Source organism: Paenibacillus sp. MCAF9 (assembly GCF_052114265.1).
GTDB lineage: Bacteria > Bacillota > Bacilli > Paenibacillales > Paenibacillaceae > Pristimantibacillus.
This window is the reverse complement of sequence record NZ_JBFREL010000002.1, coordinates 158,995-173,221: the sequence shown is the minus strand read 5'-3', so window position 1 is coordinate 173,221 and position 14,227 is coordinate 158,995. Positions and strand designations below refer to the sequence as shown.

General features: G+C 45.8%; 12 protein-coding genes and 1 riboswitch. Of the genes, 8 read left to right on the top strand and 4 right to left on the bottom strand.

The window, feature by feature from the left end; genetic code table 11:
- Positions 1-453: 453 nt before the first annotated feature.
- Complete coding sequence (gene guaA, locus AB4Z45_RS03685) at positions 454-1,992, top strand: glutamine-hydrolyzing GMP synthase (protein WP_441885164.1); 1,539 nt, start codon at positions 454-456, stop codon at positions 1,990-1,992.
- A 241-nt stretch (positions 1,993-2,233) separates the two neighbouring features.
- A complete protein-coding gene (locus AB4Z45_RS03680; RefSeq protein ID WP_441907964.1) occupies positions 2,234-2,812 on the top strand; it encodes a hypothetical protein in 579 nt (192 codons plus the stop codon).
- A 58-nt stretch (positions 2,813-2,870) separates the two neighbouring features.
- Here AB4Z45_RS03680 and AB4Z45_RS03675 read toward each other — a convergent pair whose 3' ends face one another.
- The 4 genes from AB4Z45_RS03675 to AB4Z45_RS03660 form a co-directional block, all read right to left on the bottom strand.
- Entirely contained in the window at positions 2,871-3,623 is a 753-nt protein-coding gene (locus AB4Z45_RS03675) for a CPBP family intramembrane glutamic endopeptidase (RefSeq protein ID WP_441907963.1), read from the bottom strand.
- A complete protein-coding gene (locus tag AB4Z45_RS03670; protein ID WP_441907962.1) occupies positions 3,624-4,148 on the bottom strand; it encodes a PadR family transcriptional regulator in 525 nt (174 codons plus the stop codon).
- Between the two features lie 190 nt (positions 4,149-4,338).
- On the bottom strand, positions 4,339-4,935 hold the full coding sequence (locus AB4Z45_RS03665; RefSeq protein WP_441907961.1) for a permease: 597 nt from the start codon (positions 4,933-4,935) through the stop codon (positions 4,339-4,341).
- A gap of 79 nt (positions 4,936-5,014) precedes the next feature.
- On the bottom strand, positions 5,015-5,659 hold the full coding sequence (locus AB4Z45_RS03660; protein WP_441907960.1) for a TetR/AcrR family transcriptional regulator: 645 nt from the start codon (positions 5,657-5,659) through the stop codon (positions 5,015-5,017).
- Positions 5,660-5,916: 257 nt separating this feature from the next.
- On the opposite strand from AB4Z45_RS03660, the gene AB4Z45_RS03655 reads away from it, so the two are divergent.
- The 6 genes from AB4Z45_RS03655 (at position 5,917) to AB4Z45_RS03630 (ending at position 14,223) form a co-directional block, all read left to right on the top strand.
- Positions 5,917-6,768 carry an AraC family transcriptional regulator gene (locus AB4Z45_RS03655; RefSeq protein ID WP_441907959.1) on the top strand — a complete coding sequence of 284 codons (852 nt, stop codon included), beginning with the start codon at positions 5,917-5,919 and terminating at the stop codon, positions 6,766-6,768.
- 91 nt (positions 6,769-6,859) lie between these two features.
- A complete protein-coding gene (locus tag AB4Z45_RS03650) occupies positions 6,860-7,831 on the top strand; it encodes an N-acetylglucosamine kinase (RefSeq protein WP_441907958.1) in 972 nt (323 codons plus the stop codon).
- A gap of 34 nt (positions 7,832-7,865) precedes the next feature.
- On the top strand, positions 7,866-9,173 hold the full coding sequence (locus AB4Z45_RS03645; protein WP_441907957.1) for a 6-phospho-beta-glucosidase: 1,308 nt from the start codon (positions 7,866-7,868) through the stop codon (positions 9,171-9,173).
- Between the two features lie 246 nt (positions 9,174-9,419).
- Positions 9,420-10,442: an ABC transporter substrate-binding protein gene (locus AB4Z45_RS03640; protein WP_441907956.1), complete on the top strand. Its 1,023-nt coding sequence runs from the start codon at positions 9,420-9,422 to the stop codon at positions 10,440-10,442.
- A gap of 8 nt (positions 10,443-10,450) precedes the next feature.
- Positions 10,451-12,505, top strand: coding sequence for an iron ABC transporter permease (locus AB4Z45_RS03635; RefSeq protein WP_441907955.1), 2,055 nt, complete (start codon positions 10,451-10,453; stop codon positions 12,503-12,505).
- 109 nt (positions 12,506-12,614) lie between these two features.
- Positions 12,615-12,715, top strand: a riboswitch (purine riboswitch).
- Between the two features lie 122 nt (positions 12,716-12,837).
- On the top strand, positions 12,838-14,223 hold the full coding sequence (locus tag AB4Z45_RS03630; protein WP_441907954.1) for an NCS2 family permease: 1,386 nt from the start codon (positions 12,838-12,840) through the stop codon (positions 14,221-14,223).
- The last annotated feature ends 4 nt before the right edge of the window (positions 14,224-14,227 follow it).

Sequence of the window (14,227 nt, the reverse complement as noted above, 5' to 3'; positions counted from 1 at the left end):
TAGAAGGAATTTCTCCCGTTAATTGTTGATGATTTGGCTGATGATGGCTATTTCTCGAGAATTAACGGGAGTTTTTTCTGTTAATTCGCTGAAAAGCTCATTATGAGACATTTTAACAGGAGCTTTTCCCGTTATTTTCTCAAGCGGTTGTTGAAACACTCGCAATAAGCATAGTTGCAGAATTACCAAGCGTTTTTACTATATAATCTGCCCTTAACTTAGGCATCCGCATGAAAAAAGGGTGGATGAAATGAAGCAGCAGCCTGCAGCTACTCATATTTTTTTCCACTATTCCGTATGACTTGGCACATTAAATAACATTCTATTTATAAGCCTATAATCAAGCAGATAAGCGGTTACATTTTTACTTCAATGAATTGTCACTCCGCTTTGCCTTGACTCGCTTAAACAGCCTTATATATAATTACTACATAATTTGAGGGAGGCTCGGTAATGACTAAGCAAAATGAAATCATCGTTGTACTCGATTTTGGAGGACAATATAACCAACTTATTGCACGCCGTATTCGTGATTTGGGCGTATATAGCGAGCTATTGCCGTATAACACGTCGGTAGAACGGATCCGTGAACTACAGCCGAAGGGTATCGTATTCTCGGGAGGACCGGCAAGCGTTTATGAAGAAAATTCACCAATGGTTGACCCTGCGATTTATGATTTGAACATTCCAATTTTCGGTATTTGCTACGGTATGCAGCTGATGTCGCATCAGCTTAATGGTAAGGTTGAGCGCGCTGGCAAACGTGAATACGGAAAAGCAGAAGTTGAATTTGTGGAAGGTTCGCAAATCGGCTTTGGCTTAGATAAAGTTCAAACCGTTTGGATGAGCCACGGCGACCACGTAGTTGAGCTGCCTGAAGGCTTCAAAGTAGATGCAAGCACGGATCATGCTCCTGTTGCAGCGATGAGCAATCCAGACCGCGGATTCTTTGCCGTTCAATTCCACCCAGAGGTTCGTCACTCTGAATTCGGTAATGAAATGATTCGCAACTTCCTTTACAATGTTTGTGATTGTGATGGCACATGGACGATGGAATCGTTCATTGAAGATGCTATTCGTGATATTCGTAACGAAGTTGGCGACAAAAAAGTGCTATGCGCGCTTTCTGGCGGCGTAGATTCTTCTGTTGTAGCTATTCTTCTTCACAAAGCGATCGGCGATCAGCTTACTTGTATGTTTATCGACCACGGCATGCTCCGTAAAGGTGAAGCTGAAGGCGTTATGGAAACATTCGTAGGCAAATTCGATATGAAAGTGCTCAAAATCGACGCGCAAGAGCGTTTCCTTGGCAAGCTGAAGGGCGTAGAAGATCCAGAGCAAAAACGTAAAATTATCGGCAACGAATTTATTTATGTGTTCCAAGAAGAGTCGGACAAGCTGGATGACTTTGAATTTTTGGCACAAGGTACACTTTACACAGACATCGTGGAGAGCGGTACAGCTACAGCTCAAACGATCAAGTCTCACCACAATGTTGGCGGTTTGCCTGAGGACATTAAGTTTAAACTTATCGAGCCTCTTAAAGCACTATTCAAGGATGAGGTTCGTAAAGTCGGCGAAGAATGTGGTCTTCCAGAAGCTATCGTATGGCGTCAGCCATTCCCAGGTCCGGGTCTTGCGATTCGTGTCCTAGGCGAAGTAACAGAGGACAAGCTGCATATCGTTCGTGAATCGGATGCGATTCTTCGTGATGAAATTGCAAAAGCCGGTCTTGACCGTGAAATTTGGCAGTACTTCACTGCGCTTCCGAACATGAAGAGCGTAGGCGTAATGGGTGATGCTCGTACGTATTCGTACACAGTCGGTATCCGCGCCGTAACTTCAATCGACGGAATGACAGCAGACTGGGCACGTATCCCTTGGGATGTGCTTGAGAAAATCTCCGTACGTATCGTTAATGAAGTAGACAACGTTAACCGTATCGTCTATGACGTAACTTCGAAACCGCCTGCTACAATCGAGTGGGAATAGATTGGAATTAATTGATTACAAAAAACTACTCTCTTTTATTTGTGTTATTCAGCAAATAGAAGGGAGTTTTTTTTCGTTTGATCAAAGAACTAAATTGAAATGTACTTAGCTGGTGCTTTTTCATGCTCACTCATGAGTGCGTCTAGGAAGCCCACGCATAGATGTTGTTCTAGAAAAGAGTAGTTAGACATTGTGATCTTGGGGAAGGCTACATGAAAAAAAGATTACAAGGAGGCAAACGATGATAAAGAGGGTTAGTTTGCTTATAATCGTTTTCACTTTTATGATTGGCTCAACTACATATGCCTATAACAAAAAGCCATCAAGTGACGAGCGTGTGCCTTTTGAAAAGATGTACTTTGAATATGGTGGCTATAAAACAGTTGAAGATGCATTAAGTGAATGTAATCGTCACTTCAGAAAAAAGATTAAATTGCCTTTTAAGCTGCCGCCAATTCCGTTTACTCACCATTTGGCAAGATGTAATCAACATGGTGGTGTAAATGGTGTAAATGACTATTTTGAAATCGAGTACCTTAATGAGCTTCAAGGTTCAAATAATCATTACATGGTATGGGTAAATCCTTCTGGACACCGAAAAGGCTTCCCACGTAAAAGCAATGTTATCCGCATATACGAGTTAGAGAATGGAGAGAAAGCTGTTTATGGTACGACCCCAACATTAGGTGATAGACCTCCAGCGTTTGATGTATTGCGTTTTGAAAAAAATGGTTGGCAATATATATTGTCGGTTGATAAACGTGTAGAGGATAAGGTAACAGCTGATGTTTTAGTGGACATTGCTAATTCAATAAAATGAAGTTCAAGCACCACCATTCGGTTGGTTGGTGCTTTTCTTCTTCACGTAGCCCTTCATATTAGGTGTAAATGGTGTTTGTGTTCATCGAATTTTTTTTGGAGGAAGAAAGCAGCCAGATTAATTGAATGGCAAGAATAGCGATGACGAGATAGTCGTATAGATGTGTGCCTGGATCATTGCCTGTGAAGTTAAGGAAATTGTGCAAGCCGTGGAAAAGGATTGTGAGCAGAATGGCGCGGTTCCGAACGACCAGCATCGTTAATACAAAGCCCAAAATAAACGCATATCCAATTTGTAAAAGAGTGTCCTCTAGCGATTGGCCGCCAAGCGCCTGCAAAGCATGTGTAACACCAAACAACGCGCTGGAGACGATGATTGCTGTCGTTTTACCTTTTGGCATTAGAATCCGCAGCATCACTCCCCGGAACAATGTTTCCTCTACAAATCCTACTAAGAACAGCTGCGACAACAGCATATAAGCGAAAAACGAGAAGGAAGCGGGTTGAAAGCCTTTGTTGGCGATCAATAAGACGATTAAGACGAGCAGCAGAGGAAGATATTCAAGCCATTGCTGCTTTGTAAGCTTGGAAACACCGCTGAAATAAAAGGTGCTCCACCGTTTTTTTACCGTCATATAGAGCACTAGAAATAATGCTATTGGAATAAAGCCTAGGAATGGAGCGAGTGGATGCGTAAGTTCAGCAATCGATACATAGGCGCTGCCGCCGGCTACAAAAATCATCAGCATAAGCTCGATTAGAATAAGCGCAACAATAGGCCTTTTTACTGTAAAGCTGTCCGTTGTATTCATTTAGAATTCCTCTTTTTCGATTATTTTTTTTAAAAATTCATTTTCCATCTTAAAAAAATGCAAGCCGTAATGCATGACAGATACGCGGTAATAATAGGCGTTTTTATCTTCGAGCTGCTCCAGCTCCTTGGACACGATGGACTGAACAGCCTCCATTTGAGCAATGTTGCGCGCGATGTTTTGTTGATACGCCATTAAGTTTTGTTTTTTCGTAGGCTCATCAAGGTAATCGTAAAAGAAGATTTTAATGAGATACTCCCGTTTGTTCGATTGAAGGGGTTCTCTTAGCCACTGCATAAAATGCTTCTGCCCTTCGCTTGTGATGCTGTACATCTTTTTGTTTTTGCTGTCATTCGTTTCTTCTTCTGTCACGTATGCACTTTCCACTAGACGCTTAAGTCCGGGGTACAGGCTTCCATAGCTCATTTTGTAAAAGATTCCGATCGATTGCTCTGTTATTTTTTTAATATCATATCCGCTCATTTTCCCTTGCATCAGCATTCCTAAAGTAACTAGCTCAATCATTGTCGTTCTCCTCAATGTATCAATTTGATATATCTATTTGATATATGTAATGTATCTCGAATGGAATACTTTGTCAAGTGGAACAATCGAGAAAATGAGCGGAATTTTAAAATAATGAAAAAAGCCCAAAACTCTCGTATCAGCCTGCTGGCTGGTTCGCGATGGTTTTGGGCTTTGTATGAGCTGTGTCTTAGAGTGAAAAATAATCGGCTGCAAACGTCAGGATTAGGAATACCGCCGTGATCCAGCCTGCACCATAGGTTCGTTTCGATGGTACAGGGGCAGAGGAGTCAGCATGGTTTTGTTTTGCCGTTCGTTTCTTAATGGACCAAATATATAGGCAGGCACCCGCTAGAACTAGGGACAGCTCTAATATGGCGCTAATTGCCGGCAGTTTCCACAGTCCGAAGCCGAGTAGAGGAAAATCGCCGAAATTTCCGGGCAAGAGCGGCATGTCGCTGCGATGCACAAGCAGGTCAATCAACCAATGGCTGAAGACCAGTGAGCCAATGATGGCTGCACTTCGCTTATTCCATATACGCCATGAAATTAAAGCAGCAACAATCGCTATTAGCAAAGCTCCAGCCAGAGAATGCGTATAGTCAGCATGGATAACAGCTTCACCATAACCTCCGTCGCCTATTTTATCAATAGATTCTGCCCCTGTGAGCAGCAGCGGGATAAACGCGATATCGAGAAACTGCGTGCTTGCCATCAAAACCCACAAGGGTACCTTGGGCTCCATCGCTTTTACAATGGCCGCAAGTCCAAAATGTCCAGCCAGCATTTACTTCGCCACCTTTCGTTCAATTCGTGCATCAAGCCAGCCACATACAACGATAAATAGAAAGAGAAACAATAAAAAGTCATGTATCAATCCTTCTTTCGTTTATCTGCTTGTCGAATCCAATTAGGAGTGCTTCAAAGGCATGATCAAAGGTAGTGGAGAGTCGGCTGAAAATGGCGTCCACACTCTCTTCCGAATGCGTATAGGTGCCAACAATCCCGCGCAGCATATAGAAATAAATGCGTGAACAGCTTAGGAGCTGCTCGCCCTCAGGCAAATTAAGATTTGTTTTCAAAAGCTGGACGATAACGTTGAACATTTGATTACGAACACGATTGATTTCTAGCTCAGGCTCCAGTTCATCGACACGGGAGGATTTAACTTCAAAAAATATAGCGTACATGCTTCTGTTGTTTAAGCAGAACCGAATAAACAAATCATTCATTCGCTTGAGCTTCTCGTCAGCGGATAGGAGGGCGTCTTTTGCAAGTGTGTCTAATTCACCTTTTAACAGCTGTAAGGGCTGCATAGATAAGGCATGAAGCAACGCTTCTTTATCTTGAAAATAAATATAGATCGTAGTATGAGAGCAGCCGGCTTCCTTAGCAATTTCTCTTATTGAAACGGAATCGTATCCGCGTTCCCCGAACAGCTTCTCAGCTGCGGCGATGATGGCGCGTTTTGTTTCCTCTGCGCGTATTTCTTTTTTAGTAGCGATGATCATTCACTCCTCTTTATGTTAGTAACCACTGGTTACTAACCGATGGTTATACAATACCAAATGCTTACAGATGTCGTCAAGACGCTGATTTCTGCTATAATCTTTGATGAGAACAATAGTAAATTTTAACTTGTTTTTATGGAGTAGTTTTGCATTCGCAAAACTAAGTCCATGCTTACGAAGTAGGTTTTCTACGAAAACCTAAGCCCATGCTTACGAAGTAGTTTTGCATTCGCAAAACTTTAAGGAGAATAAATCAAATGAACCTATATCCTTCAATCAGCGAAGATCGGATCGAGCTTCCGCAAGCTTTTCCCATTATGATCTCGCAATCTGTAGGGGTTTCCCCGACCTTTCAAAGACTGCATTGGCATAAAGCGCTCGAAATTAACTACATACAGAAGGGGAGCGGCTACTATCTGATCAACGGGAGCCGTTATGACTTCCAGCAAGGAGACATCGTACTTATTCATTCCAATGATTTGCACCGTGCTTTTGAGTCAGAGGAGCTGGTCATGAGCATTATTATGTTTGATTCGTCTTACCTTGCTTTAGAGCAGCGCTACGATGCGGAGCTGCTTATTCCATTTCGGGATATTGGGTTAAGATTTGATCATGTGCTTGACCGAGAGCATCCGAAGCTGGGAGAGCTTGGCGGCATTATTAAGGATATGTCTGCTGAGTTCGAGCTGAAGGAGCCGCATTTTGAAGTGGTGGTGCGGGCGAAGCTCATTCAATTGCTTGCATTCGTCAATCGCTATTTTGCAAAAAATAACGAAACGGGAGCGCAGCATGTGCGGGGTATGGAAACGATTCGAGGCGTGCTGAATGACATCGAGGCTGATATATCCTATCCATGGACGCTTGGCGAGCTCGCAGAGGCTGCGCATTTGAGTCCATCGCGCTTCAGCACGTTGTTTGTGCAGGTTGTTGGGACCTCGCCCATGGATTATTTGATACAGATGCGGCTGTCACAGGCGGCTTATCTTCTTGAATCCACAGACAAAAAGATTATTGAAGTCGCAGCTGAATGCGGATTTCGCAATTTATCTAATTTCAATCGGCTGTTCAAGCAGCATGTGGGGAAGCTCCCATCCGAGCTGCGATCCTAAAAGACAGTAAGATAGTATTACAACATCGTTCTTTTTCATTAGAAGAACGATGTTTTTTATTTTAAAATAGAAGAAAGTACAAATAAGGAGTGTGAGCGATATTATTTTCCTTGGTATAGATGCAGGAGGCAGCAAGACACATGCTCTGCTCGTAGATGAGACAGGACGTGTACTTGGCAGAGGCCTCGGCGGAAATGGAAATCACCAAACCGCTTTTGAAGCAGCAAAAAACAGCATAGATCACGCTTGTCAGCAAGCGCTTCAGGATGCCGGCGTAACGAAGGATCAGGTGACATTTGCCTATTTCGGACTTGCTGGAGCAGATCGCGAGCCTGACTATGCAATTTTAAGACCGATGATTGCTTCACTTGACTATAAAAATCACGCGATAGCATGCGACACCATGATTGGTATGCGTGCGGGGACGAACCGATCATACGGAGCGGTCATCATTAGCGGAACTGGCTTTAACGCTGCTGCCCGCAACCCGCAAGGTGAAGAGCTGCAATACGGCGGCTTTGGTTATTTATTCGGGGATGGACATGGTTCGGGAACGGATCTGGCTATCCATGCTTTCCGGAGTGCAATTCGTGCTTGGGAAGGCAGAGAGCAAGCGACGCTTCTTAGCGAAATGGTTCCCCAGCGGCTTGGGTATCACACGATTCAAGAGATGTACGATGATGCGCTGGACAACGGCAAACGTCCGTCCCATGAGCTTGCGAAGGTTATGTTTGAGGCAGCAGCACTGGGTGATGCAGTAGCGATTCGTCTTTTGCAGGAGGCTGGACGTGAGCATGCGAACTCTGTAAATGCTTTGATTAAGCGGCTAGGCATGGAAAAAGAAAAATTCGATGTTGTCCTTGCTGGCAGCGTAATGTCGCGAGGCGGCTCTACACATATGGTCGATGCAATCAGTGAAGCAGTTGTAGCGGTTTCGCCGCAAGCGCGTACGGTCAGATTGACGGTCGATCCCGTTATTGGAGCAGTAATGAGTGCGATGGATAGCAGCGGTATTGTAATTGATGAAGCGGTAGACGCAGCACTTAGAAAAATTACATTTTAAAACTAGTTTAAACATTTAAGGGAGGCTCATTCACATGTCCAAAAAACCACTAAAGGTCGCCGTCATTGGCGGCGGTTCCTCGTATACGCCAGAAATCGTAGAAGGCTTTATTAAAAAGTATGATGAAATGCCGATTCGTGAGCTTTGGCTTGTTGATATCGAAGAAGGTCGTCATAAGCTGGCAATCGTTGGCGAGCTTGCGAAGCGGATGGTAGAGAAAGCTGGCCTGCCAATCGAAGTGAAACTAACGCTTGACCGTCGTGAAGCGATCGCTGGTGCAGATTTCGTAACGACACAAATGCGGGTAGGTTTGCTGGAAGCAAGACGCCGTGATGAGCATATTCCTATTTCACATGGTGTAATTGGACAAGAGACGACTGGACCAGGCGGCATGTTTAAAGCGCTTCGTACTGTACCTGTTATTCTGGACATTTGTAAGGATATTGAAGAGCTTGCGCCGAATGCATGGATGCTTAATTTCACGAATCCAGCAGGTATTGTAACTGAAGCGGTTCAAAAATACAGCAAAGTAAAAACAGTTGGTCTATGCAATTCACCAATTAACTTTCAAAAGTTTCTTGCTAAAGAGTATGGCGTTAGCGAGAGTGAAGTATTGCCTGAATTCGTAGGGATCAATCATTTGCACTGGGTTACAGCCGCTTATGTAAACGGTGAGGACAAATTGGACGAAATGATCGGAGCCGGTCGCGACTATTCAGCTACAAACGTAACCGCGTTTGACTGGGATGCAGATTTCCTTCGCTCATTAGGCGCGATACCAACGTATTACCTCCGTTATTTCTATATGACGGATTCGATGCTCTCGGATATGAAAGACTCGCTAGAGAAAAACGGCACGCGCGCAGAAGTTGTAAGCCGGGTCGAAACGGAATTGTTTGAGCTGTACAAGGATGTTAATTTGACGGAGAAGCCAAAGCAGCTTGAGCAGCGCGGCGGTGCTTACTACTCTGAGGCAGCTGTTAACTTGATGCATGCTCTATATACCGACAAACGTGATATTCAGACGTTGAACGTTAGAAACGGGAACATTATTGATTTTCTGCCTGAAGATGCAAGCATCGAGGTTAACTGTGTCGTTACGGCTCAAGGCCCGATTCCACTGCCTTTGCAGCGTGTTCCAGAGCAAATTAAAGGTCTTATGCATGCTGTAAAAACGTATGAATCGCTAACTATTGAAGCTGCAATCAGCGGAGATAAAGGGATCGCGCTGCAAGCGCTCGTTCATCACCCGCTTGTTCCAAGCGTAGCGGTGGCTAAGGCGTTGCTTGAAGAAATGCTTGAGGCAAACAAAAAGTATTTGCCGAATTTTTTCAAAGAATAAACTAGGCTGCAAAGCAGTTGGCAGAAAGGGCAGGAGCATAGCTCCCGCCCTTTTTTGGCTTGCTATTAACTATTGATTTCACATCGGGAGTTAGCTGGAAATACAAAATATTTACATTGACATCTAGTGCTATCGATTATATGATAACAAAAGCATTTGAACATGATAATCATTATCACTAAAATGGGATTAGTTATCAACCCAGCGAATGAAGCAGGGTTTAAACAAATAGGGGGTAAGAAAATAATGAACAAACGATTAATGAGTTTGATTATGGCCATCGTCGTAATGGTGGTGGCTGCAGGCTGCGGTACGAATAATGCGGCGAATAACAAGGAAGAAAACAAGGCAAGCACTAACGCTCCTGCTACGAACGACGCTGGCGCGAAAGCGGATGGTCCGATTGTTGTGAAGGATGCGAAAGGTGAGGTTACCCTTGAGAAGCCGGCTCAAAAGGTTGTTGTGCTGGAGTGGACGTTTACAGAGGACATGATTGCCCTTGGATTGCAGCCGGTAGGCAGCGCGGACAACGAGGGTTATAAGCAATGGGTAACAGGAGAGGCGCCGCTTGACGCAAGCGTGACGGACGTTGGTTTCCGCCACGAGCCAAACCTTGAGACGATCGCAGCCTTGAAGCCTGATCTCATTATTGGCATTACGGACAGCCACGAAGCGATCTACGATCAGCTGAAGGGCATTGCGCCAACGCTGCTATTCAGCCTTTATCCGGCTGAAGGCAAAGGCGACCAATACACGCAAATGATCGATATATTCAAATCTATTGCGGCAGCAGTCGGCAAAACACCAGAAGGCGACAAAGTACTTGCCGATCTGGATCAGCATTATGCGGATGCAAAAACGAAGCTTGCTGCAGCAGGCAAAGAAGGCCTGAACTATGTGCTGACGCAAGCCTTCAGCTATCAGAATGCTGCAACGATGCGTCTATTCATGGATAATTCGCTAGCGGTTCAAACGCTGGATCGAATTGGCCTCAAAAACGATTGGAAACCGGAGCAGTTCGAAATGTATGGCTTTACTACTTCGACGGTAGAAGCGCTGCCGGCTATTCAAGATACGAACCTGATCTATATCGTTCAAAAGGATGACGACATTTTTTCAGGCACACTGAAAGACAATTCGGTATGGAACGGTCTTAATTTCGTGAAAGAAAAACGTACGTTTGCTCTCGACAGCACGACATGGGTGTTCGGCGGTCCGATCTCCTCCAAAGTCATCGTAGACCAAGTCGTAAATACATTAACGAAATGAGCGAGCTCATGAAGAAGCAAAATAAAGAAGCCTCATTGGGTATGATTTGGCGAAGGATTGGTATATTTGGGGGCGGCCTTGCCGCCCTTTTCTTTCTGTTCATACTGAGCCTTTGCTTCGGGGAAGCAAAGATTCCAGCAGCAGTCGTATTTGACGGCTTGCTTCATCGGCAGGATGTGATGGAGCATAATTTGCTTTGGGATATTAGAATGCCGCGGACCGTTATCGGCATTATAGCGGGAGCTGCGTTAGCGGCGACAGGAGCGTTATTGCAAACGATAACGAAAAACCCGCTTGCGGCCTCCGATACACTGGGCATTAATGCTGGAGCCTATTTTATGGTTGTACTCGGCATGGTCGCTTTTCCTGCACTGCAGCATGAGGCACCTTTCCTGCTGGCGGCAGTGGGAGGTTTCCTTGCGGCACTCGCTGCTTATTTTCTTGGCGGCGGGCGGGCGGCAACGCCGGTTCGGCTAGCGCTATCGGGGATGATCGTCTCGATGGTGCTCGGTGCGTTTACGTCGGCCATTCATATTTTTAAAGCGACGGAAACGCAATCGTTGTTTCTTTGGGGCGGAGGCACGTTAATTCAGCTTGATTGGAGCGGCGTGAAATATGCTTGGCCGCTTGTGGCGGCATTGCTCGTCATTGCGATACTTGCCGGACGCAAGTTTGATGCTCTTGAGCTAGATGAATCGACCGCTCGCTCTTTAGGGCAGCGCGTAGGCTTAACCCGGGCGGGAGGGCTGGCGCTCTCTGTATTTATGGCAGCCATCGTGGTCAGCGTCGTAGGGCCGATTGGTTTCGTTGGTCTTGTAGCTCCGCATTTGGTTAGGCTCTCCGGCATACGAAATCATCGTTTGCTCATTCCTGCGAGCGCGCTTTGGGGAGCGCTGCTCATAACGGCAGCGGATGTGCTTGCCCGCATGGTACGAAGCAGTCTCGGCGAAATGCCGGTAGGCGCCGTCATGGCGATTATCGGGGCGCCTTGGCTTATTTGGCTGGTGCTTACCAAGATGAAAAATATTTCCGGTTCGGGCTCAGGGCAGTCGTCGATGAGCATTGGAGGAGCTCCATTCCGCTTGCGTTTTGCACCGACTGCCATAGCCATGACCGTATTGCTGGCTGCGGTCATTCTCGTTAGCTTGTCGCTCGGCGGAACAAGAATACCGATTATGGAATTGCTTAGAAGCCTTTTCGGAGCAGGAGACGATTCCTACTCAGTGCTGCTGAATCTAAGGCTTCCGCGCACCCTCGTTGCAGCAGGGGGAGGCATCGCGCTCGCAATCAGCGGCGTGCTTATTCAAAGCGCTGTTCGCAATCCGCTCGCAGATGCTTCTATTATCGGCGTCACCTCGGGTGCGGGCTTTGGCGCCTTGGTCGTGCTCGTTGCATGGCCAACGCTGCCGATCTTCGCGCTGCCCATTGCCGCTATTACAGGCGGCGCTCTAGCTGCCGCTGTTGTATTTTTCTTAGCTTGGCGCAAATCGCTTAACCCATCCGTTCTCATCCTGCTTGGCATCGCGGTGTCCGCCATCGGAGCTGCTGGCATTCAGGCGATGATCGTAAAGGCAAGCCTATGGAGCAGTACGGCATTTGTTTGGCTAACGGGAACGACGTATGGCCGAAGCTGGAGCCATTTTAACAGCATTTTCATTTTTCTGCTTATTCTTGTACCGGCGGCCTATTATTTGAGCAGGAAATTTGATCTGCTCGCCTTCGGAGATGAAAGCTCGACAGGTCTTGGCTTACCGGTCAAAGGTACACGGCTTTGGGCTATGATCATTGGCGTGCTGCTTGCTGCGGGAGCGGTGGCGAGCGTAGGAACGATTGGTTTCCTTGGATTGATGGCGCCGCATGCGGTAAGGATGATGGTCGGACATCACACAAGGCGCTCGATCATCTTGTCAGGTCTGCTCGGCGCCTTGCTGCTTGTAATTGCGGATACGATCGGAAGAACGGTAATGGCTCCGAAGGAGATTCCTTCCGGGCTCATCATTATGCTGATTGGAGCTCCATACTTCCTGTTTCTTATGTACCGTTCACTCGTCAAAAAAAGGTAGAATATTAGAAATGTTTGCTAAAAACGAATGTTATACGTATGTATTGCCAATAACGTTCGTAAAAGTTGTTGACAAAATGGGCAACTTCTCTTTAAAATTGAAATCGGAAAACAACAACAGCATATCTTTTCGTATAATCTCAAGAATCGGCTTGAGAGTCTCTACTCGGTCACCGTAAATGATCAGGCTACGAAATTGGCGGAAAAAGCTCGCAGCGGTCCAGCGGGTATCTTTTTCCCCTTTTTGCAGAGCCTAGGAGAAATGCGATCTATTGCATTTTTACTAGGCTTCTTTGTTTGTTCCACCACATTTTTGGGAGGTTTGTAATCAAAATGGAACGTTTCTTTCGCTTAAAGGAACACGGAACAAATGTCAGAACAGAGATTATGGCGGGGCTGACGACTTTCATGACGATGGCTTACATATTAGCCGTCAATCCAATCATACTAACGCCAGCTGGCTTGGATTGGACTGCCGTGTTTCTTGCAACGGCACTAGCAGCAGGTATCTTCACCATCGCGATGGGCTTGTTCGTTAACTTCCCAGTTGCGCTAGCACCAGGTATGGGTCTTAATGCGTATTTTGCATCGGTCGTTATCGCATCGGCGTCAACGGACACTCCGATCTCACCAGCAATGGGACTAACGGCAGTATTTATTTCAGGTATTATCTTTATCATATTGACGCTTACCCAAATTCGCCAAATGCTTATCACAGCTGTTCCAGACAGCTTGAAGCATGCGATCACAGTCGGTATCGGCTTGTTCATCACCATTATCGGATTGAAAAACAGCGGCATTATGACAATCGCAGTATCAAGCTTCACAGACATTAAAGCAGGCCAATTCACACCAGTTAGCGGCTCCGAAACCGTTATTCAACTGGGAAGCTTCCATAATGAAACGGTTGTACTTACCGTGATTGCATTGCTTCTTATTGGCGTGCTGATGGTACTGCGTGTACCGGGAGCGCTTTTGTTCGGTATTCTTGGTACGACTGTTATTGCTATTCTAATGGGTCATGTTGATGTGAAAGCAGCATTCACTGGTCAAACATGGGTGCCTGATTTCTCCAAAATGAACTTCTGGCATTTTGACTTTGCAGGCGTATTTGAAGTCGGACTGGTAACGGTTATCCTGACTTTTACCTTCGTCGAAATGTTCGATACGTTCGGTACGCTTGTTGGTACAGCAAACCGTGCGGGCTACATGAAGGACGCTGAAAAGGGCAAAAAACGTGTAGGTAAAGCGATGTTCGTTGATGCGATCGGCGTCAGCGGCGGCGCGGTGCTTGGTACAAGTACAGTTACCGCATTCGTAGAAAGCTCTGCAGGTATTGCGCAAGGCGGACGTACAGGCCTAACGGCAGTAACGACAGGCGTTTGCTTCCTGCTTGCTATCTTCTTGTCTCCAATCGTTGCGCTTGTTCCAGGCGCGGCTACAGCTGCTGCACTCATTATCGTAGGCGTGCTGATGATGCAATCGGTAAAAGATATCGATTTTTCAGATATGGTTTATGCGATTCCATCCTTCTTGACACTTGCACTTATGCCGCTTACTTACAACATTGCAAACGGTATTTCGTTCGGTATCGTATCGTACGTATTGCTTGCAACGGTTGCTAATGTAACAGGCAAAGGCAAATACAAGGTTCACTGGCTCATGTGGATTCTAGCGGTGCTTATCATTGGCCGTTACGTATTTATGGGCGGGGAATAAACAA